The organism is Shewanella frigidimarina NCIMB 400 (assembly GCF_000014705.1).
GTDB lineage: Bacteria > Pseudomonadota > Gammaproteobacteria > Enterobacterales > Shewanellaceae > Shewanella > Shewanella frigidimarina.
The window spans coordinates 2,028,746-2,050,605 of the sequence record NC_008345.1; the positions used below are offsets into that span (position 1 = coordinate 2,028,746).

Annotated in this window: 24 protein-coding genes; 17 read left to right on the top strand and 7 right to left on the bottom strand. The window is 39.9% G+C overall.

Annotated elements, in window-relative coordinates:
* Positions 1-300 precede the first annotated feature (300 nt).
* Both SFRI_RS08860 and SFRI_RS08865 read left to right on the top strand, forming a co-directional pair.
* On the top strand, positions 301-1,185 hold the full coding sequence (locus tag SFRI_RS08860; RefSeq protein ID WP_011637187.1) for a diguanylate cyclase domain-containing protein: 885 nt from the start codon (positions 301-303) through the stop codon (positions 1,183-1,185).
* A gap of 190 nt (positions 1,186-1,375) precedes the next feature.
* Entirely contained in the window at positions 1,376-1,750 is a 375-nt protein-coding gene (locus SFRI_RS08865; RefSeq protein WP_011637188.1) for a hypothetical protein, read from the top strand.
* A gap of 54 nt (positions 1,751-1,804) precedes the next feature.
* On the opposite strand, the gene SFRI_RS08870 is transcribed toward SFRI_RS08865, so the two are convergent.
* Complete coding sequence (locus tag SFRI_RS08870) at positions 1,805-2,356, bottom strand: DUF1569 domain-containing protein (protein WP_011637189.1); 552 nt, start codon at positions 2,354-2,356, stop codon at positions 1,805-1,807.
* A gap of 162 nt (positions 2,357-2,518) precedes the next feature.
* Positions 2,519-3,862: a hypothetical protein gene (locus SFRI_RS08875; protein ID WP_011637190.1), complete on the bottom strand. Its 1,344-nt coding sequence runs from the start codon at positions 3,860-3,862 to the stop codon at positions 2,519-2,521.
* A 349-nt stretch (positions 3,863-4,211) separates the two neighbouring features.
* On the opposite strand from SFRI_RS08875, the gene SFRI_RS08880 reads away from it, so the two are divergent.
* From SFRI_RS08880 to rnd, 11 genes are all read left to right on the top strand, one after another.
* Positions 4,212-5,225, top strand: coding sequence for a permease (locus SFRI_RS08880; protein WP_011637191.1), 1,014 nt, complete (start codon positions 4,212-4,214; stop codon positions 5,223-5,225).
* A 16-nt stretch (positions 5,226-5,241) separates the two neighbouring features.
* Positions 5,242-5,472, top strand: a complete 231-nt coding sequence (locus SFRI_RS08885) for a thioredoxin family protein (protein WP_011637192.1) — start codon at positions 5,242-5,244, stop codon at positions 5,470-5,472.
* Between the two features lie 25 nt (positions 5,473-5,497).
* The gene (locus SFRI_RS21855) at positions 5,498-5,626 is read left to right on the top strand and encodes a hypothetical protein (RefSeq protein ID WP_279625705.1); all 129 of its coding nucleotides are present in this window, start codon (positions 5,498-5,500) and stop codon (positions 5,624-5,626) included.
* Positions 5,627-5,866: 240 nt separating this feature from the next.
* Positions 5,867-7,792, top strand: coding sequence for a DNA repair helicase YoaA (gene yoaA / locus SFRI_RS08890; RefSeq protein ID WP_011637193.1), 1,926 nt, complete (start codon positions 5,867-5,869; stop codon positions 7,790-7,792).
* A 73-nt stretch (positions 7,793-7,865) separates the two neighbouring features.
* Positions 7,866-8,567 (top strand): tRNA (adenosine(37)-N6)-threonylcarbamoyltransferase complex dimerization subunit type 1 TsaB, encoded by a 702-nt coding sequence (gene tsaB / locus SFRI_RS08895; protein ID WP_011637194.1) that lies wholly within the window; start codon positions 7,866-7,868, stop codon positions 8,565-8,567.
* A 59-nt stretch (positions 8,568-8,626) separates the two neighbouring features.
* A complete protein-coding gene (locus SFRI_RS08900) occupies positions 8,627-8,956 on the top strand; it encodes a hypothetical protein (RefSeq protein ID WP_011637195.1) in 330 nt (109 codons plus the stop codon).
* Positions 8,949-9,626, top strand: a complete 678-nt coding sequence (locus tag SFRI_RS08905) for a M50 family metallopeptidase (protein ID WP_011637196.1) — start codon at positions 8,949-8,951, stop codon at positions 9,624-9,626. The genes SFRI_RS08900 and SFRI_RS08905 overlap by 8 nt, the downstream gene beginning before the upstream one ends.
* Positions 9,627-9,703: 77 nt before the next feature.
* A complete protein-coding gene (locus SFRI_RS08910; RefSeq protein ID WP_041413535.1) occupies positions 9,704-10,486 on the top strand; it encodes a class I SAM-dependent methyltransferase in 783 nt (260 codons plus the stop codon).
* 21 nt (positions 10,487-10,507) lie between these two features.
* Positions 10,508-11,401: an alpha/beta hydrolase gene (locus SFRI_RS08915; protein ID WP_011637198.1), complete on the top strand. Its 894-nt coding sequence runs from the start codon at positions 10,508-10,510 to the stop codon at positions 11,399-11,401.
* Positions 11,402-11,599: 198 nt separating this feature from the next.
* Positions 11,600-13,273 carry a long-chain-fatty-acid--CoA ligase FadD gene (gene fadD, locus SFRI_RS08920; RefSeq protein ID WP_011637199.1) on the top strand — a complete coding sequence of 558 codons (1,674 nt, stop codon included), beginning with the start codon at positions 11,600-11,602 and terminating at the stop codon, positions 13,271-13,273.
* Between the two features lie 89 nt (positions 13,274-13,362).
* Positions 13,363-14,475 (top strand): ribonuclease D, encoded by a 1,113-nt coding sequence (rnd, locus tag SFRI_RS08925; RefSeq protein ID WP_011637200.1) that lies wholly within the window; start codon positions 13,363-13,365, stop codon positions 14,473-14,475.
* Positions 14,476-14,577: 102 nt separating this feature from the next.
* On the opposite strand, the gene minE is transcribed toward rnd, so the two are convergent.
* The 3 genes from minE to minC are packed head-to-tail and all read right to left on the bottom strand — an operon-like array spanning position 14,578 to position 16,343.
* Positions 14,578-14,838, bottom strand: coding sequence for a cell division topological specificity factor MinE (minE, locus tag SFRI_RS08930; RefSeq protein WP_011637201.1), 261 nt, complete (start codon positions 14,836-14,838; stop codon positions 14,578-14,580).
* A 2-nt stretch (positions 14,839-14,840) separates the two neighbouring features.
* Entirely contained in the window at positions 14,841-15,650 is an 810-nt protein-coding gene (gene minD / locus SFRI_RS08935; RefSeq protein ID WP_011637202.1) for a septum site-determining protein MinD, read from the bottom strand.
* Positions 15,651-15,677: 27 nt separating this feature from the next.
* Complete coding sequence (minC, locus tag SFRI_RS08940; RefSeq protein WP_011637203.1) at positions 15,678-16,343, bottom strand: septum site-determining protein MinC; 666 nt, start codon at positions 16,341-16,343, stop codon at positions 15,678-15,680.
* A 118-nt stretch (positions 16,344-16,461) separates the two neighbouring features.
* Here minC and SFRI_RS08945 point away from each other — a divergent pair, with 118 nt between their 5' ends.
* The 3 genes from SFRI_RS08945 to SFRI_RS08955 all read left to right on the top strand — a co-directional run bounded on the left by SFRI_RS08945 (position 16,462) and on the right by SFRI_RS08955 (position 18,249).
* Positions 16,462-16,740 carry a YcgL domain-containing protein gene (locus SFRI_RS08945; RefSeq protein WP_011637204.1) on the top strand — a complete coding sequence of 93 codons (279 nt, stop codon included), beginning with the start codon at positions 16,462-16,464 and terminating at the stop codon, positions 16,738-16,740.
* 31 nt (positions 16,741-16,771) lie between these two features.
* Complete coding sequence (locus tag SFRI_RS08950) at positions 16,772-17,740, top strand: lytic murein transglycosylase (RefSeq protein ID WP_011637205.1); 969 nt, start codon at positions 16,772-16,774, stop codon at positions 17,738-17,740.
* A 62-nt stretch (positions 17,741-17,802) separates the two neighbouring features.
* A complete protein-coding gene (locus SFRI_RS08955; protein WP_011637206.1) occupies positions 17,803-18,249 on the top strand; it encodes a YcgN family cysteine cluster protein in 447 nt (148 codons plus the stop codon).
* Between the two features lie 70 nt (positions 18,250-18,319).
* Here the strand turns inward: SFRI_RS08955 and dsbB are convergent, their stop codons facing one another.
* The gene (dsbB, locus tag SFRI_RS08960) at positions 18,320-18,829 is read right to left on the bottom strand and encodes a disulfide bond formation protein DsbB (RefSeq protein ID WP_011637207.1); all 510 of its coding nucleotides are present in this window, start codon (positions 18,827-18,829) and stop codon (positions 18,320-18,322) included.
* 113 nt (positions 18,830-18,942) lie between these two features.
* The gene (gene nhaB / locus SFRI_RS08965) at positions 18,943-20,529 is read right to left on the bottom strand and encodes a sodium/proton antiporter NhaB (RefSeq protein ID WP_011637208.1); all 1,587 of its coding nucleotides are present in this window, start codon (positions 20,527-20,529) and stop codon (positions 18,943-18,945) included.
* A 590-nt stretch (positions 20,530-21,119) separates the two neighbouring features.
* Here nhaB and fadR point away from each other — a divergent pair.
* Positions 21,120-21,839: a fatty acid metabolism transcriptional regulator FadR gene (gene fadR / locus SFRI_RS08970; protein WP_011637209.1), complete on the top strand. Its 720-nt coding sequence runs from the start codon at positions 21,120-21,122 to the stop codon at positions 21,837-21,839.
* Positions 21,840-21,860 lie beyond the last annotated feature (21 nt).

The following is a 21,860-nucleotide window of genomic DNA, read 5'->3' on the forward strand; positions in this document are numbered from 1 at the left end:
AACTCAATAAATACATAGGGTAGACTGTTAGCGTAATGACACCTCCCATTTGGCACTCTACATCACTTAGGTTAATGATACCGTTTAATGGCTTGACTCTTATGCAACAAGAGCCGTGTGCTAGTCGATTATTCAAGGGATAACCGATGTTTTAGTGTGATGAAACTTGTTCCTTCAGTCTTTATGAATCGCAATGTTTAAATCATATCGTTATAAGCCATTGAGTTTATTGGACGCTACTTATAAGCTGGCGTGTATTACTCTTTATTAATTTAGCTAACGTCTCGAGGTATGCATTGTATGAAGACCATTGATTTAGTGGCGCTTAGAGATGTTATGGATTTGATGCTAGATGCTGTTTGCGTGGTTGATAAAGCGGGAACTTTTGTTTTTGTTAGTGCTGCATTTGAAGATATTTTTGGATATTCGCCAGACGAAGTGATAGGCAAACCCATGATTGACCATGTTTATTCAGAAGATGGCATAAAAACACTTAAAGTTGTTGAGTCATTGATGGAGGGTAAAAAACAACCTCGTTTTGAGAATCGTTGGGTCCGTAAAGATGGCAAAATTATCGACATTCTTTGGTCGGCACGATGGTCTGAAGACCACCAATTTAGAATTGCGATTGCTCACGATATTACTGAACGAAAATTAATGGAGCAGCAACTGCATTACATTGCAGGACATGATCCATTAACTGAATTACCTAATAGAGCATTGTTGTTTGGGCGCTTACAAACGTCACTTGGATTAGCACGTCGTGAAGGAAGCCATCTTTCGTTGTTATTTATTGATATTGATGGGTTTAAACATGTTAATGACAGTTATGGTCATCTTGTAGGTGATAAGCTACTTAAGAATATAGCTCAACGTTTACGTGATTGTGTCCGTAAGTCCGATACGGTTGGACGTTTTGGCGGCGATGAGTTTGTGGTGGTGTTAAATGGCATAGATTCATTTGATAATGTGCTGGTTATTACTGAAAACATTCGTGCTCAGCTCGAAAAAACTTATCAATTTGATGATCTTAATTTGCAACTTTCACCGAGTATCGGTGTTGCTCGCTACCCAGATAATGGTGATGATGAGCAGCAATTACTTCAGTATGCAGATCAAGCAATGTATAGAGCAAAAAATGCCGGCGGTAACCGAGTTGATGTTGGTGTAGACAATGCTACCTAGTGTTATTGCCTAACCTTATTTTGATTGGGCTTTAAACTTGAACAAGACGTTTTTGAAAGTAGCTGGTCTTCATAAATTACAATCAGAGCAATGGTTTTCGATGTGCTATCCACAACAACATTTTGCTTAATAGTGTTTAATAAGGCGCTGAATTCATTTAGTTGCACAGATAAGGAATGATATTTTAAGTATGCGTAAAACTGATAAAAAAATAGATAATCAATTAAGAGAGGGATTAACTGCCGTATGTGAACATGCATTGGATAATTATCCTGGTTTTGCATGGATTACACACGTAGTTGATTACACGCTATTCCCTAAAAGCTTACAGATTATTTGTATATTTGACAATGAGTCACTGCTAACGCAATTTAACCAAAGTGGCGATAAAGCGGTACTGTTAACGTTAATTCAACGTACTCTTGCTCAATACCAGATTAACCTCAGAGACATTAATCAACATGTTAGTTTTGATACTGAAACCGCTTGTGAGCAGCAACATAATGGTAATTGGGCATTGCGAGTTAATTATATCGCTAAAAGTAGGCAATCTAAGTTGAATTAGCATTGTGGTTTCAGTGGGCACAAGCCGTTAATTTTGATTAGGTGCTGGGAGAAATTAACTCATTTTGGTAAAACTTTGTTGGTGATTATAAAAATGCAGTACATGGGCAAGTTCGTAATCAGCTTTGTTTAATTCACCATATGCAAAGTGCGGAGCTAACTCAGCTTGATATTGTTGAAAATCAGTTAAAGATTGTATCAGCCTAGCAAGCGCTAGATTAACATCAAGATTACGATCTAACTTCGGCGCCGCAGGAATTGGTTCGGCTAAGTTATGTGACATCGCGCCTTTGGTGGCAAATGCCGTAAATGCCAGTGCACCAACGGTTTGTTTAAAGAGTGCTGATTTATGTTCAGGAAACCCGCTCATTGAAAATTCAACACTTTGCGCGCAATGTGCAAACACTTCAGCACTGTTCCATTCTCCGTGACTTAAATGCGCAAGTTGTTCGGTAGATAACATTGTTAACTGATTCAATTTGGCTAATAGTGCAGTAATGGTGAGTTGCTCAGGATCATTGCCTTGGCTTAACCATATTGCACTGGCACTAGTTATTCCAACAGCGGCACCCATTAAACTTACTTTTAAAAACTGTCTGCGTTGCATTATGTGGCCTCTTTGATCGGCATTAACTTAATATTTAATGCCGTCATCATAATCAACATAACGACTCTATGCATCTGTGTTGAAAGCAGATTTCTATACAAGATGTTAGCTGTTATGGGAATCAATAGAACAAGTTAGGTAGCCAAATAATCAAATGGCTACTCAAGGATAAATTATATTCGATGATGTTAGCTGCAATTGTATTTGACTGCTTATTTCGGCTTTTTGACTGGCAGTTAATAGGGTTGAGTTATCAATCGCCGTTAGCGCTGCTCGTTTGTCAAAACCACTCCACACATTGACGGTACCAGCAACAGACTCTAATCGAATGGTAGTGTCATTAATACGTTCGGCTACATTAAACGCTTGTTGAGGATCCGTTTGGCTCAATTGTGCCGATCGTTGACGAAATGCAATGTCTTTGTTGTCATCAGACAGTGAATTAATAACCTGCAAAAAATCGACTTCCGAATGTTCTGCGAGGGCATAACTGGCGTTGATAATGATATCTCGCTGAACATTTGCTTCATAATTATCTATTCGCGCTAACATCATATTGGGTTCAACACTGGCGATTTCAGCTACGGCACTGTTGAAATAATCTTGGTTTAAATCGTAGGCTTGTTTTTGATTGTTTAAAAATACTAAAGCAGCCTCAGGATCGGTTTCTGCCATTTTTCGTGAGACAATATATATCCCGCTGGCACGTTGCTCAACGGCAATCGTATCTAACCAGTCAACAGCATCTTGAGTATTTTTTTCAACCAACTGATATACCATCGACGTTATAAGATAATTAGTCGACTCATTTAATGGCAGTGATGAAATAAGATTTGCGGCTTCATTAGGTGACTGTTCAATATAGTAATACATGGTATTTAAGTACATTTTTAACGTTGATTGAGTTTCTGTTTGCTGCTTTAACCATTCAAATGCGGCAATTGCATCGGTATTGGCCCATGAGTCTACAATCGACATGATGATCGATGACTTCATCGGTTCTACTGCCAATAACTCGACATCGCTTAATGCTTGTTGCGGATTTACAGACGCTAAACCACGCAAATAACCGTCGAGTAATGACTCATACTGTTCAGTCGACTTTTGCTGTTCTAGCCATGAAATGACATTTGAAAATTGCATTTTGCCAGCTATTTCTAAAATTAATCCATATAAGTCTTCATGTTGAGTTTCTTCGGCAACGAGTAATGCTTCTAAAGGGTCTTGTTCGGCCAGTTGCATGATACGAAAAATCGACATGTAAGGCGTTTCATCATTGCTTAACGATGCCTTAAATGCTTCCCGGTCGTGAGTATTGTGGGGTAAATTATTCTCTGAGGTAATATTAGATTGTCCTGTAGAGACAGATTTTGAAGTATTAGTTGGTTGTGTTTTAGAAAGTAAACCGCGATGTTCAGTAGTGTTTGGGGTGTCATTAGGCCATATCAGCGGAAAACTGATAAACCCGATACACCAACTAATTGCCACTACGATTAACCATTTCATTATTGCTTTTCCTTAAGCTTGTTGCCGATGAACAAATCTCTCTTTAGGCTACGTTATTATGATGCTGTTTACATTGCAATGAATCATACAGTAATTAATGTCATGAAAAGATAGTTAACTCATTAACTTTTATATGAATTTGTTATCGACATTTAAATTTTGAGTTTGAACGAGTCATGATTGGTAAAAAGGACAAAAAAGAGACGTTCTACTTAAACAAGAATTAACCACATTTTATTTCGGATACTCTGTGTTTATTCCTATCATCAACAAAATCGAGATCTGGATCTTATATTGCGACTTAAAATAAGGCTATCTTTACAGTAGCGTTTTTATTGAGTAATGACTTATGTTTCAGATATTTTCTGATTTTGCATCTTGGCTTATTTTTAGTGTATTGGGGTTGTCTGCTGAGACAAAACTCGGTGATGCGCTGCATTTTTTTGTTGAAGACGTGACTAAAATTTTTGCTTTACTACTGGTGATGATTTATTTCATTGCCTTAATCCGGGCTTCGTTAAATGTTGAACGGGTCAGAGATTATCTAGCTGGAAAGCACCGAGGATTAGGCTATTTAATGGGATCTGGTTTTGGTGTCATAACGCCGTTTTGTTCTTGTTCGAGCATTCCTGTATTTTTAGGCTTTACCTCTGCCGGGATCCCATTGGGGATCACTATGAGCTTTTTGATTACCTCGCCTTTAATCAACGAGGTCGCAATATTACTATTGATGAGCTTATTGGGACTCAAATTTACTTTATTGTATATTGCCGTTGGAATGAGTGTGGGGATGTTAGGCGGTTTGTTTCTCGACAGTATTAAGGCTGAACGTTGGCTACAATCGTTTGCGGCCGAAGCCTTAAAGCGTGGCCAGCAGAAGGGGGTTGGCAATACGGCTGATGAGAGTGCCAATGTGCAAACTATGTCGTTACAACAAAGACATCAATTTGCCAAAACTGAAATGCTAGATATATTCGGCCGTGTCTGGAAATGGGTCATTATTGGTGTGGGGTTAGGCGCCGCATTACATGGTTTTGTGCCAGATGGTTGGATTGAAGCACATTTGGGCGACGGACAATGGTGGTCTGTACCCGCTGCGGTACTGCTGGGTATTCCACTTTATTCCAATGCGACAGGCGTTATTCCTATTATGGAAAGCCTGATTGTTAATGGGTTACCGATTGGTACTACGTTGGCATTTTGTATGAGTACCGTAGCAGCCAGTTTTCCTGAGTTTATTTTGTTAAAACAAGTGATGCAATGGCGCTTGCTGGCGATATTATTCAGCATGCTATTAGTTTCATTCACTTTAGTGGGGTGGATATTTAATGCATTTGCTCCGTTGCTATCATCTACGAGTTAGTCATAAGGAACAATAAATGAAAATCATTAAAGTATTAGGTTCTGGTTGTAAAAAGTGTCTTGAAACTGCAGAGCTTGCCCAAGCTATTGCCGACGAAAAAGGTGTTGCTATCAAAATCGAAAAAGTAACCGATATGGCGCAAATTATGGCTTATGACGTAATGAGTACGCCAGCGGTAGTCGTTGATGAGAAAGTGGTCCATAAAGGCAGTAAACCCACCAAAGATCAAATGGCAATGTGGATATAGAAGATATGTTTTACGGGTGATTTTTATGTCCGATATATTGTCATTTGACTTGTTTGGCCTAGCCGAGGCTGAAAAAGTCATGAGCATGAGTGTGAAACACAAGGCGGCCAATCAAAAAGTGGCGTTTGAACTCACCCCTGAATACCACATTTAAAACCTGCTATCTGAATAACTAAAAGATAAACGATTGATTATATTTTATCCGAGTCAAAAATGCTGAGTCACGCTGGTGGCCAGCATTTTTTGTTTCCGGCCTAATAAGCCAAATCATCGATATTGTTAATACAACTGCCTTTACAATTTTTGGTGATAAACAGTTGGAACATGAAGCCGTTATAAGCATAATAGCCCAAACCACATTACATCAACGTTAGCACGATAATTTGAGGATGCTTTGAGCTCTACACTTACCCAATCTGTAATCCATGAATTTAGCGATCGCGGCGCGTTAGCCAAACATGTGCATCATTACCACCACCGACAAAGTCAGACCGATATGGCCGTCGCGGTAAGTGACGCTATTGCTAAAAAGCATAATCTGATTTTAGAAGCTGGTACTGGTGTGGGTAAAACCTATGCGTATTTAATTCCGGCCTTACTCAGCGGTAAACAAGTGGTTGTGAGTACTGGCAGTAAAAACCTGCAAGAGCAGCTATTTCTTAAAGATCTCCCTGCATTACTCGCCATGTTAGATGTACATGTACCTATTGCATTATTAAAAGGGCGTAACAATTATTTATGTCAGTTACGCCTAGAAAAACAAATGCAAAATGCCAGTCAATTTAGCGAATATTATATTGATGACTTGCTAAAAATTAATCAATGGGCACATTTGAGCAAAGATGGCGATATCGGCAATTTAACCTCGGTGGCAGAGCATTCAGAAGTTATTCCTAGCGTAGTGAGCACTAAAGAAACCTGTACGGGTAAAAAATGCGATCATTATGATGTGTGTTTTACCCGTAAAGCACGTATTAGAGCAATGGAGGCCAAAGTGGTGGTGGTTAATCACCATTTATTTTTTGCTGACCGATTGCTAAAAGACACCGGATTTGCCGAGTTATTGCCAGATCCCGATGTGGTTATTTTTGATGAAGCCCATTTGGTACCCGATATTTGTATCAATTATTTTGGCAGTCATATATCCAGTCGCGAAATCGATCTGTTACTCAATGGCATCATCAAAATACATAAACAGGTTATTCGTGACAGTATTCAAATAGAGCAATTATCGCAACGTGGGCTGGTGGCATTAAGTGATTGGCACAATGCGATGTATGACAATCAAGTGTCAGATTGGCGTAAAGTGCTTGCCAATAAGCAATTAGCAACCGTGTCATGGGCATTACAACAATCATTAGCAGATCTTGCGAATGTGCTTCGCCATCATCTTGGCCGCGAAGACCTGCTCGATTTAGCGTTTGAACAATTACACGAGCTTGCTGAAAAGCTACAAGACTATTTTGAATGCAAAGACATGCAAGCGGCTTATAGTGTCGAGTTAGGCCCACGTTTTATCATGCTTCGGCTTAGCCCCATTAATGTGGCCAAACAATGCCAGCAGCTGTTTGATGCCAAAACCCGTTGGATTTTTACCTCGGCGACCTTGCAAGTAAACCGAAGTTTAGGCCATTTTGCGACCGAGCTTGGCTTATCATCCGCGAAGCAAATTATTTTAGACAGTCCGTTTGATTACCCTAATCAAGCGGTATTTTGTGTGCCGCGCCATTTAGGTAAAGTAGGGCAGTCGCAACATACAGTTAAACAATTAGTTGATGTGTGTGTTCAAGCTATCAACGCCGCTCAAGGCCGTACGTTCATATTGTTTACTAGTCATCAAATGCTCGAACAAGTGGCATCCGCTTTACAAGGTAAAGTCGCTTATCCATTATTGGTACAAGGCCAAGCCAGCAAACAAAGTTTATTAAATAAATTTAGACAATTAGGTAATGCAGTGTTGCTCGGCACCAGCAGTTTTTGGGAAGGAGTCGATGTTCGCGGTAAGTTACTCAGCTGCGTGATTATCGATAAATTGCCGTTTGTATCGCCAGATGATGCTTTATACAAAGCACGGGCCGCTAATGCTGAACGCCAGGGACTTGATCCCTTTAGCCATATTTCTCTGCCACAAGCGGTGATAAGTTTAAAGCAAGGAGTCGGGCGGCTAATACGTGATGAAAAAGATCGCGGTGTGCTTATTTTGTGCGATAACCGTATCGTAAATCGTGCTTATGGACAGGCGTTTATTAATTCGTTGCCACCAATGCAGCGCACACGTGACTTAGACCTAGCATTACAATTTTTAAAACAAATCCCTTAAGCTTTTTAAAACCGTGCGCATCAGTTATCATATTGAGTCTATTTGATGTTTTTTTACTGGGTAACCCATCATAATGCCAAAGCCGTTAACCATTCTCGCTCTTGATACTTGCACCGAAACTTGCTCTGCTGCGTTAACCATTAATGGCAACGTGTTTTCGCTTATTGCTGATGCACCACGTGAGCATAGCCAACGAATACTACCCATGGTTGATGAAGTGCTCGCTCAAGCCAAAGTGACATTGGCCGATGTGGATATGATTGCTTATGGCCGCGGTCCTGGCAGTTTTACTGGTATCCGTATTTGTACCAGTATGACTCAAGGCTTAGCTTTAGGACTCGATTTACCGGTTATTGGCATTTCGACCTTAGCGGCAATGGCCCAATTAGCCATAACAGAACAAGGTGCCACGCAAATTTTGTGCTGTATTGATGCGCGTATGAAGGAAGTTTATTGGGGCCAATACATTGCCAAAGACGGCAATGCAACGTTAGTAGGCGAAGAGCACGTTAGTGCGCCTGAAGCGATTGAGTTGATCCTCGACACACAACAAAATATTAGTGTTTGTGGCACTGGCTTTGAAGCTTACCCACAGTTATTAACGATAGCGCCACACATGACACCATGCATTGAAGCGACTTATCCAGATGCGAAAGCTATGTTAGTTTTGGCACAACAAGGTCATCAACAAGGTTTGCATACTACTGTTGATGAACTTTCGCCGGTATACCTTCGTGATACCGTTACCTGGAAAAAACTTCCGGGCCGAGAATAGCCATTGACGGTTATTTGACATAGAGTATAAGGTACGAATAAAGGTAAATGGTGTCGTTAATGACGATAAATGCAGCATTATCAATGGCAAATAATCAATCAGGCCCTATTAGTCTGAGCCAAGCTGTTGCCGGTAATCGGCCGATAACTCCGGCCCGTGAACCTATTATTGTCAATCCTTCTGCTGAAGAACGTGACGTTCAAGGCATTGAAACTCGCAACATTGCCATTGTTGATGATTCTACTTTGTCAGCCAAACAGCAAGCCCGTGTAGAATACGATCGTGATACTCACAGTCAACGTGGTGCTATTGCGCAGTATTTATCAACCCAGCATTCTGCTAAAAGAGACGAAATTCAACAAATGGTTGGTATTGATTTATATGCCTAATGTGCAGTTGTCTGCAACACCCAGTCGCAGCCGTTTTATGATTGAATTACTGTTGGCTTTTTTACTGACGCGATTCCCCTATATATCTATTCCTTTTAAATGGTTTGAAAGCTATTTTCACGAATTATCTCATGGCATCGCGACATTATTAACCGGCGGGTCTGTTAGTCATATTCAGCTATTTCCAAATGGTGCAGGTTTTTGTTTTAGCCAAGGCGGCAGCAGCATACTAATTGCTTATGCTGGCTATTTTGGCGCCGCATTGTGGGGCTATTCAATATTTCTGATGGCAACTCAAAAACAGACTATTAGATTTACCCTGACTTTACTCGCGTTGACGGTAGCAGCATCATTACTTTTTTGGGCTCGAGATGTATTAACTATTGTTATTCTTAGCGTATTGATAATACTTTTTTTGTTACCACTTAAATTAAAAAATAGTAGTCTGTTAAACACCTTACTGCGTATATTAGGCCTAATGATTATTTTAAATGCCATGGCAAGTCCGATGGTGTTATTAGGGTTAAGCGGCCAAGGCGATGCGGTTATGTTAGCTGAAATGACTTGGCTACCAGCATGGATATGGGTAATTACATGGCTCGCCTTTAGCGGGTTTATGCTGTTGCTCTGTTGGCGTAAAGTAGATCGAAAAAAGGGAGTATCAAAATGAAACGTAACATGATGTTAGGAGCCTTAATTGGCTTATCAAGTTTAGGTATGTCAACTGCAATATACGCAGCCGATAGTATGGCCGATAAAAAAGTGACGGCACCGCAGGTTAATTCCGCCCTTGCTAAAGCAGTGGCCAGCGAGTTTCGTACTGCAGATAATAAACTACGTGACCAATATCGTCATCCTGCTGAAACATTAGCGTTTTTTGATGTTAAGCCTGAACAAACTGTAATTGAACTATGGCCAGGTGGTGGTTGGTATGCTGAAATTTTAGCGCCATACCTAGCTGAAAAAGGCCAATATGTAGCTGCTAATTTTGAAATTAATCCTGCAACAGACACGAATCAAAGTGCTTATTACAAATCAGCGGGTTTGAAGTTTGAAAAATGGGTTAGCGATAACAAAGCCAGTGTCGGCAATGTACAGTTTGTAACGCTTGATCCACCGGCTAAGTTTTCATTGGGTAAAGATAATTCTGCAGACCACGTATTAACATTCCGTAACTTGCACAATTGGGCAATGAAAGGAGAGTTGGAAGGTGTGTTTAAAGCCGCTCATGACGTGTTAAAAGTTGGAGGCTCATTAGGTATTGTTGAACACAGAGCTAATATCGGTATGGCTGCAGAAAGTGGCTATATGGATCAAAATCAAATGGTTGAGTTGGCCAATAAATACGGTTTTGAATTAACCGGCAGCTCTGAAGTGAATGCCAATCCTAAAGACACTAAAGATTATCAAAAAGGTGTGTGGACATTACCACCGCGTTTAGCGTTGGGCGATCAAGATAAACAGAAGTATCTTGATATTGGTGAAAGTGATCGTATGACAATCAAATTTACCAAAATAGCCGCTAAATAATTTTTGTAAAGTGAGCCAACAATGTTGAACATTGATGTAGAAGAAATTCAATTGCCGTTGGCTCATATTACTCTTGCAGCTAAACGTTATGGTCAAGCCGACAAGCCAGTGATTTTGGCTTTGCATGGTTGGCTTGATAATGTCGACAGTTTTATCCCCTTAGCGCAGGCCTTTGCCCAGCAAGGGTTATTCGATAAATTTCAACTGATGTGCATCGATTGGCCTGGGCATGGATTATCAGATCATCGCCCAGGGCGTTATCCGTTGCATTGGGTTGATTATATTTACGACCTACAAGCCGTGATCCATACCCTTTCACAAGAAACAGGTCCCATTATCTTATTGGGCCATTCACTCGGCGGCATTGTGGCGTCAGCTTATAATGCTTGTGTTGCTGACAATATCCATAAGCTCATATTAATAGAAGCCCTTGCACCATTATCAGAATCAGCTACACAAGCTAAAGATCGCTTACGTAAAGGCTTACAGCAACAACAACGCTTTAATCGTCAACTGGCTAGAGCAACTCCAACGTATTCTTCAATGGATATTGCCATTCAGGCTCGCCATCAACTCACTGGATTAGCATTACCATGGTGCGAAATAATCACCAAACGTAATATGGCAGTCACAGATGGCCATTATTCATGGCGTAGTGATCCTCGGTTAAAATTAGATTCACTTAACCGATATACCTTTGAACAGGTTGATGCTTTGATGACAATAAGTGACACGCCTTCTTTACTTATTGTTGGCCATGATGGTTTTAAACAATTGACAGCATCAACCGAGCAAGCCAATAACTGGTTTTCCAATATTGATATCGTTCATTTAGCCGGAGACCATCATCTTCACATGGGAAATGCCGAGCAAGTTGCTAAATCGATTGGAGCATTTATTCTAAATAGCCGTTAACCATAGGTAAAAACGCTGTTATTTTTAGTTTATTTATGTGATTATGATCGAAAATTAAAACACTTGTATGACTTAGTTCACGACAAGCAACATAATAAAGCCTGCGAAAACAATTTTAATGATACGCAGACAATAAAATATTTTACCACTGACGGGGAATGCACGTCTTAGCACAGTGGGCATTATTAGGAGACACCTGTGGACCAGCCTTGGATTAATAATTTACCTGAACATGTTCCGGCCGAAATCGACCCATCTCAATTCAGTTCTTTAGTACACATGTTCGAAGATGCAGTAGCAAAATATGCTGACCAACCTGCATTTATTAACATGGGTGCGACGATGACGTACCGTAAACTCGAAGAGCGAAGCCGAGCATTTGCTGCATATTTACAAAACGAACTGCACTTAAATAAAGGCGACCGTGTTGCCATTATGATGCCTAATTTGCTGCAATATCCTATTGCTCTGTTTGGTATTTTACGTGCGGGAATGGTAGTGGTTAACGTTAACCCACTGTATACGCCACGGGAATTAAAACATCAATTAGTAGATTCGGGTGCAAGAGCCATCATTGTGGTGTCTAACTTTGCTAATACCCTAGAAGAAATTGTTGATCAAACTCCAATAGAATCAGTCATTATTACTAATCTTGGTGATCAACTCAGTGCACCTAAACGCACTTTAGTTAATTTTGTTGTTAAATACATTAAAAGATTAGTGCCAAAATATCATTTACCTCATGCATTATCATTTCGCGATGCACTCTCTAAAGGCCGACGCCTACAGTACATTAAAGCCGATATTAGTGGCGAGGATTTGGCTTTTTTACAGTATACCGGTGGAACGACAGGGGTATCTAAAGGTGCCATGTTAAGCCATAAAAACGTAGTAAGTAACGTTTTACAAGCTAGTGGTGCTTATTCGCCAGCGCTTGATGATGGTGCTGAGTTTGTGGTGACAGCATTGCCTCTGTACCATATTTTTGCCCTAACAGTGAATTGTTTATTGTTTATACATAAAGGTAGCAAAAATTTACTGATCACTAACCCTCGCGATATCCCAGCATTTGTGGGTGAATTGAGAAAGTACCCGTTTACGGTATTAACGGGTGTTAATACCTTATTCAATGCTTTAGTGAATAACGAAGAATTTACTCAACTTGATTTTTCTGGTTTAAAGTTGTCTATTGGCGGCGGGATGGCGGTGCAGCGCGCCGTAGCTGATAAATGGCAAAACCTAACTAAGACACGCCTACTCGAAGGTTATGGTTTAACTGAAGCCTCACCATTGGTCACATGCTGCCCATATAACCTCAGTGGTTACAATGGTTCAATTGGCTTTCCTGCGCCTTCAACGTTCATTCAAATACGTGATGATGATGGCAAAGTTCTAGCCCAGGGCGAAACTGGTGAATTATTTGCTAAAGGCCCACAAGTGATGCAAGGTTATTGGCAGCGTCCGGAAGAAACGGCGAGTGTCATTGACAAAAACGGTTGGTTAGCTACAGGTGATATTGGTTATATGGATGAAAAAGGTTTCTTTTTCATTGTCGATCGTAAGAAAGATATGATTTTAGTGTCAGGTTTTAATGTATTCCCGAATGAAGTGGAAGAGGTTGTTGCATTACATCCTAAAGTTATCGAAGTCGCTGCGGTTGGCGTTCCTAACGATGCCAGTGGCGAATTAGTGAAGATTTTTGTGGTAGCAAAAGACAAATCATTAACCGAAGAAGAGCTGATTAAGCACTGTCGTCATCATTTAACGGGATATAAAGTTCCTAAGCTGGTAGAATTTAGAGACGAATTACCGAAAACCAATGTGGGTAAAATTTTACGCCGACAACTTCGAGATGAAGTTAAGAAAGCGTAAAATCAAAGCCGGCAACTGAGCCGGCTTTTTTATGTTTGGTTGTTATCAGCTTATCGTATTGCTCACACCTTTTTTTAGCGGAGCCTATTTTGTTAACGTTTGAATATATCAGTGATGATGCCAGCCTGTTGTCATTAGTTGAACAATACCAACAAAGCACCTTACTGGTGCTAGATACTGAGTTTGTCCGCACTCGAACCTATTATGCTAAATTAGGCCTTATTCAAGCCTATGATGGCAAAACTTTAGCCTTAATTGATCCGGTTGCGATTACCGATTTAAGCCCATTTTGGCAGTTATTAACTGACCAAAATATTGTCAAATTAGTGCATTCATGCAGTGAAGATCTCGAAGTATTTGCTCATTACGGTGAATGCCAGCCAAGCCCACTATTTGATAGCCAAATAGCTGCAAGCTTTGCTGGTTTAGGCCACGGTTTAGGTTATGCCAAGCTGGTTGACGCATGCTTGCAAGTCGAAATAGATAAAGGTGAGTCACGCACGGATTGGATGAATCGTCCGCTTTCTGATGCACAATTACAGTATGCGGCTAATGATGTGTTTTACTTGTATCAATTATACCCACAGCTGCAACAGAAGCTTGCTGCAGATAATCGTGTTGAATGGTTGTTTGAAGAAGGTCAGCGTATGACCGAAGGGCGCATGTCATTGCCAGCAGGCGACAGCGTCTACCTTAAAGTTAAAAATGCGTTTCAACTATCGAGTCAGCAGCTAGCCTATTTAAAAGTATTGGCTAAATGGCGTTTAGCCAAAGCGGTAAGCCGTAATCTTGCGCTAGGTTTTGTTGTAAAAGACCATGCATTAATTGCATTAGCCAAAAAACAACCAACCACATTAGCGGAATTGAATAGTTTAAATGACTTAACAGATCAAGAGAAACGTATTCACGGCAAAGATTTATTAACGGTTATGGCGACGGCAGATTTAATTAATCTCCCTGAAGAAGTTGATGTTGTGGCGCTTAAGTCTGGTTATAAATCAGCTTTTAAAGAAGTAAAAACAGTCTTAACTGAATTATGTGAGCGTGAAAACGTCGCATTAGAATTTGTTGGTTCTAAACGCCATATTCATGAATTTCTATTATGGTTATACCATAACAAGCAAACACCAACACCGATACTCTTGGTTGGTTGGCGTGGGCAGTTGGTAGGTGATTTACTAGAGCCAGTTCGCTTTAGTTAATTTAGCTCTAGTTATTCAGTAATACCACCAAACTAAAAAAGGATACTCGCATTATGCGAGTATCCTTTTTTGTTTTAAGTAGAGTAGGGCAACCTTGGCTGATTACTTTGAATCAGGTAAGGTAACGTTTAGCTCTAACACTGATAAATTATCATCGTTTTGATCAAGTTGCACAGAGACCTGATCATCTGATATTTGCACATATTTACGGATCACTTCAATGATTTCTTGCTTCATCTTTGGGAAATAATCAGGTGCACCACGCTCTCCACGCTGGTGAGCCACAATAATTTGTAATCGTTCTTTTGCCAATGATGCGGTATTGGGCTTTTTACTGCTTCTAAAATAATCAAGTATCGACATAATTAGCTCCCAAATATCCTTTTAAGGAATCCCTTTTTTTCTTCTGTAATAAATCGAACAGGCACATCATCGCCTAATAAGCGCGCGACTGTATCGCCGTATGCTAAACCTGCGTCACTTTCTTGGTCGATAATGACCGGTACACCAGAGTTTGATGCTTTCAGTACCGATTGAGACTCAGGGATTACACCGAGTAATTCAATAGCCAAGATTTCTTTAACATCCTCAACACTGAGCATTTCACCCGTTTTGACTCGTGCTGGAGAGTAACGAGTTAACAATAAATATTCTTTAATGGGTTCCAAAGACAATTCAGCACGACGTGAACGGCTCTGTAACATGCCTAAAATACGATCAGAGTCACGTACTGAGCTCACTTCAGGGTTCGTAGTCACGATTGCAATGTCGGCAAAGTAAAGTGCCATCATGGCACCTTGTTCAATACCCGCAGGTGAGTCACAAACAATATAATCAAAATCTTTGGCTAAATTTTCAAGTACTCGACCAACACCTTCTTTAGTGAGCGCATCTTTATCGCGTGTTTGAGACGCGGGTAAGATAAACAGTTTGTCGCAGCGTTTATCTTTAATTAATGCTTGGTTCAAATTAGCTTCACCATTAATAACATTAACAAAATCATATACGACTCTGCGTTCACAACCCATAATCAAGTCAAGATTACGTAAGCCAATATCAAAATCGATAACGACAGTTTTCTTTCCTTTTAAGGCCAATCCTGTGGCAATTGCTGCACTGGATGTTGTTTTACCCACACCGCCTTTACCTGATGTGACAACAATAATTTGCGCCATTTATATGTATATCCTTGTATTTGCCGATTATTGGGGCAATGATTCAACAGTAAGAGATGCGCCTTCAAGGCGAACACAGCCTCTTTGACTTAGATCGTATTGTTGCAAATGTTCTGTCAACCAATACTGTCCAGCAATCGATACTAATTCTGCTTCTAACGAGTTAGCGATAATCACACTTTGATTATCTCCCGCAGCACCCGCCATGGCTTTCCCACGAAGAGCACCATATATATGGATGCTACCATCAGCAATGACTTCAGCGCCATTACCAACCGCACCAAAAATGATTAAATCAGCATTTTGTGCGTATATTTGTTGTCCAGAACGCACATTTTGTTTAACAATTTTAGTTGCTCGTTCAGGTAACTCTGCTTTGCGGGCTTGTTTCCCTGACTTTACCACTGCAATTGCCATGCTCTTTGCTTGTTCAATTTGCTCAGCGCTTGCATCGGTAATGCCTACAATAATAAGATTTCGGTCAATTAATAATTGTTTTAGCGCATTAAAATCAATGTGGGTATGCTGAATGGCAGATAAATTTAATACCAAGGGTGCGCCCAAAAAGAACTGAGGAGCTTGAGCCAATTTGTTGTCTAATTCAGCCGCAATGATATCGAGATCGTTATGATTGATATGCAGCACTGATAATGTAAAAGACGTGGCCTTTAATTCGAGATTTTGTTTAGCCATCCCGGCGTGATTCTCCAATACTCAGCGATAAACTGATTTACAATTATTTTCTTGTGCCACCATGTTATAGTGTGCTCAGTTGACTATCAAGTTTGAACCTTTGGAAATTTACACTAAAATGATATGTGCAGTATATAAAAGCGGTCGAAGAGCAGATACTTACCTTTTTGTCAAAAAACGTGATGTTTTTGATGACGTTCCTGAACCGTTAATGGAAATGTTTGGCTCAAAGACATTAGTGATGATTGTACCTTTATCTAAACGAGACCATTTAGGTATCGCTGATATTGACAAAGTGAAGGTAGCATTAGTTGAACAAGGCTATTACTTACAAATACCACCACCACAAATTAATTTACTCGAACAACACAAACAAGAATTAGCTTTTAAGAAATAAGCTCATTCTTAAAGGAGTAATCAAGACGAATATGATTCAAAAAATCATTTCATGCGCATTTTTTTACTTCTTTTGTTCTAATATTGCCATGGCGGAAGACAGCCGTGGCGAATTTACTGACTACTTGTTGGAACTACAGCAAAAGGCAATTGCCACTGGCGTTAATCAACTCACAGCAGAACGCTATATTGCTAATATTAAAATCTTCAAAAAAGCCAGCCTTAATACCCATTCAGACGAATCACAAACATTAGAAGACTTTATTCCCCAAGTTGTACCTGAAATTACCGTGAGTACTGCCAGAGCAATGTTTCAGCAGCACGAATCACAAATACAAAATTTAAGCCGAGCTTATCAGGTTCAACCACGTTTCCTGATGGCGCTATGGGGGATGAACTCTCGTTTTGGTGAACGTACAGGACGTTTTTCTGGGTTATCTGTTTTAGCCTCACTGGCTTATAAAGGCGATAAAGAAGCTTTTTACATTAATGAATTTATTGCAGCGCTTAAATTAATTGAACAAAAAAGTATTACCGAAGATTTATTGCGGAGTTCTTCATCTGGGGCTATGGGGCAGATGCAAATGATGCCTAGCCAGATACTCCAATACGGTATAGATGCCGATAAAGACGGCATCATTAATGTCTGGGACAGTATGGATGATGCCTTTGCATCTACGGCTAATATGTTACATCGACAAGGTTGGCAATATGATTCTACATGGGGAAGACAGGTAAAAACGACCTTGATGTTAGATCCCAACTTACTTGGTTTACAAACACATCACACATTTTCACATTGGCAAGCCTATGGTGTCAGGCGTTTTGATGGTACAGATTTACCCCAACGTAATGACATGGAAGTATCATTAATTGCGCCGGATGGACCCAAAGGTCGCTTTTATTTAACCTATAATAATTTTCGTTTATTACATCAATTTAATAATTCTTTGTACGATACGTTGGCAATAACCTACCTTTCTGAGAAAATTAAACAGTAAATTGTACTGTTTTAGGTGTAAAATGCGTGAAAATTTAGATAATAAGCCACTTTAGACATAAAATGATGACTCAGTTTTGGATAACCACACCTTTAGAAAAAATGACACCCGAACAATGGGAGTCTCTTTGTGACGGCTGCGGTAAGTGCTGTCTAAATAAAATCATCGATGATGAAACTGATGAACTTTATTATACAAATGCCGCCTGCCACCTATTGGACAACGATACTTGCGGTTGCCGTAGATACCCTAATCGTTTTACTTATGTGCCTGAATGTACTTCCATTACACCAGAGAATATTGCTGAATTAACTTGGTTACCAGATAGCTGTGCCTATCGTCGTTTGCATGTTGGCAAAGGCTTACCTAGCTGGCATCCGTTGCTGACGGGGAATAAAGAGGCCATGCATGCAGCGGGCATTTCGGTACAAGGTAAAACGGTAAACGAAATGAAAGTGAAGTATTTGGAAGACTGTATTGTATTGTGGCCGATGCTGGACGTTGAATAATCAATTCTTTAAATATAAAAAAGACCTCATTGAGGTCTTTTTTATATTTGATTTCGAACATTTTGCTGATTTATTTTGCAGATTTAAGTGCCGGTAACAACATTAACAACCAAATAACACCATAAATAGCAAAACCAAGCATCATCCATTGTGCCATGCTGACAGACAGCCATGACCATGGTGAGTCACTGCACATACCCGTTGGCGAGAAGACTGAAGGTAACCAGGTGTCTAATGGCATAAAACTGGGGAATTCGGGGTAAAAAGAACAAGTCGCAAACGGTGAAGGATTAACTTGCATCTGGTTTAGCTCATAAGCTAATTTAAAGCCCCAAACCGCCGATACAGCCCATCCAGCCATACCCACTAATCGTAGCAACCACACTTTAGGTTGTAGTATGCCTATCAGCGCTGCCAGAATAATACCGAGTACAGCAACACGAATATAAATGCACATTACACACGGTGCTAGATCCATTCCATATTGAAAGAAGAGGGCTGCCAACTCTAATCCAATAGCGGATAATAATAATAAACCCCAAGAAAAACGATTATGGCAAAACTGCTGTAGTTGTGACAATTTCAGTTCCTAATAAATGTGCTGGTAAAAAAAACACCCTCAAATGAGGGTGTTCAGATGGATTGTCACGACTTTAAGATAAATTATCTACTAAGTCCAATATGCTGATTTAATTAATGACCCATTACCGCACCGCTGATGTCTTTGGCAGAGTGGTGGATTATTAATTGAGTTTCATAAAGAACATCAGTCATGTCGACTAAGAAACCAGACTCAATGGCCATTACACCCACAATCGATAATACAATCGTATAAGGCAACGCCATCCATACCATACGGCCGTATGACAAGCGAATAAGCGGTGCTATGGCTGAGGTTAACAAGAATAAGAACGCTGCTTGTCCATTCGGTGTAGCCACAGAAGGTAGGTTAGTACCGGTGTTAATTGCCACAGCAAGTAAGTCAAATTGATCTCGAGTGATTTGGCCACTCATCAATGCAGCTTTCACTTCATTAATGTAAACCGTGCCCACAAACACGTTGTCACTGACCATAGATAATAAGCCGTTAGCGATGTAAAAAATCACTAACTGCATATTGCCTTCATAACCTAATGCCCATTGGATCACTGGAGCAAACAGTTCCTGGTCAATGATCACACCAACGATGGCAAAAAATACCGCTAAAAGCGCAGTGAAAGGCAAGGCTTCTTCAAACGCTTTACCCAAAGAATGTTCGTCGGTTATGCCATTAAATGCTGTTGCTAAAATAATGACCGATAAACCAATGAGGCCCACAGAAGCTAGGTGAAGTGCTAAACCTGCAATTAACCAAACTCCAATAAGAGCCTGGACAACCAGTTTCATTTTATCTTGGTTGGTTCTGTGTGAGTCTTCATGATTAGCGTAATCGGTTAAAATCTTATGTACTGCACCAGGTAATTGCGCGCCATAACCAAATACTTTGAATTTTTCGACAAGAAAACAAGTGAATATTCCTGCAACCAATACCGGCATAGTCACCGGTGACATCCGTAAGAAAAACTCACCAAACTGCCAGTGGGCTTGTGCCGCAATGATCAAGTTCTGTGGTTCGCCCACCATAGTACAGACACCACCAAGAGCGGTACCAATACCTGAATGCATTAATAAATTACGTAAGAATGCACGAAATGCTTCTAATTCTTCATTGTTTAACTGTTCAGTTGTTTCAGATGTATGGTCATGGCCATCGTTAAAGCTCTTACCTGAAGCGACCTTGTGGTAAATGGAGTAAAAACCAACGGCAACAGCAATGATAACCGCGATGACTGTTAACGCATCTAAGAACGCAGATAAGAATGCCGACGCAGTACAGAACATCAACGAAACAATGATTTTTGAACGCACTTTAGTAATCATCTTGGTAAATACAAACAGTAATAACTGTTTCATAAAGTAAATACCGGCGACCATGAAGACTAAAAGTAACAATACTTCCAGGTTGGCTTCAATTTCATGTAGAACTTGTGAGGGGGATGTCATGCCAATAAATACGGCTTGAATTGCGAGCAAACCGCCGGGCTGAAGTGGATAACATTTAAGTGCCATGGCAAGGGTGAAAATAAATTCAACTACCAGTACCCATCCAGCGACAAATGGACTGACATAAAAAAACAGCAGGGGATTAATGACTAAAAATGCCATAATTGCGTATTTGTACCATTTAGGTGAATTGCCTAAAAAGTTGACAAATAGCGCCTGACTTTTGGTTGCCTGCATAGCAGCCTCTCCGATATTGTTATTGTGACTGTATTGGTACCATTTTTGGATAGCTTACAATACATCATTATTTTCAAACAGATTTGGGAGAATAGAGGCAACTCATATTCGAAAACTTGATGAGTATCAACTTTTCGTTAATTGAGTTTTAAATTCAACTCGATTGAATGAGTGATTTTGGCCAATTTCTCTCTGTAGAATATAGATATCTTGTTATAGCAAACAATGTGTTAGTTAAATAATTTACTCACTAACTACGCATGGCTCTTATTTTTCATCGCTAGTGTAGCGTAAAAAAAATTGAATTGTAACGCTGTTATTTTTGTTAGTAAAAACACGTGGCGTTAACAATTTAATTACATCAGTATATACTAAACTGCTAGGGTTTTATCAGATAAAGTGATGATATGTCGATGATTATAGTAGTGTAATGTGATTAATATTCAATTATTGTTACTTGCTCTGCTTCAGTTGTTTGAAATTCAATCGTAATGAGTGTCGTGTTTAAACAATGGTTTTTATTTTCTACCGCTCTGGTATGATCAGTCCCAATAGTTTCGCCATTGTTTAGCAATAGGATATTAAGGCTGATGATCATCAATGCCAAAGGGCCAGCGAGTTTTGCCGAGAAATATATTGTTCGTTCCATTTGGGAAAACAAATTCCCACCGGGATCAATTTTACCTGCTGAACGTGAGCTGTCTGAACTTATCGGCGTTACACGTACAACGTTAAGAGAAGTATTACAACGTCTTGCTCGAGATGGTTGGTTGAAAATTCAACATGGTAAACCTACCCAAGTGAATAATTTTTGGGAAACGTCTGGGCTAAATATTTTAGAAACCATTGCAGACTTGAATCCTGATGGTTTTCCATTATTAGTCGACCAGTTAATGGCCGCTCGTGGTAATGTCAGTAATATTTATTTTCGGGCATCTATCCGTCACAATCCTGAAAAAGTAGTTGAAGTTTTAGCGGGTATTCATAGTTTAGAAAATGATGCTGAAGCGTATGCGACATTTGATTACCAGTTGCACCATACATTAGCTTTTGCGTCAGGCAATCCATTGTATGTGTTGATTTTAAATGGTTTTAAAGGCCTTTATAATCGTGTTGGTCGATATTATTTTTCTAGCCAAGAAGCTCGTGAATTAACCATGCGTTTTTATCTTAAATTAGAGAAACTGGCTCAGGATAAAAATTACTCAGACGTACCAGCGTTAATGCGTACAAATGGTATTGAAAGTGGCAAAATGTGGCAAAAATTGCGTGATGATTTACCCGCTGAAATGGGTCATGATAAATCATAGTGAGATAGTAACTTAAGCCAT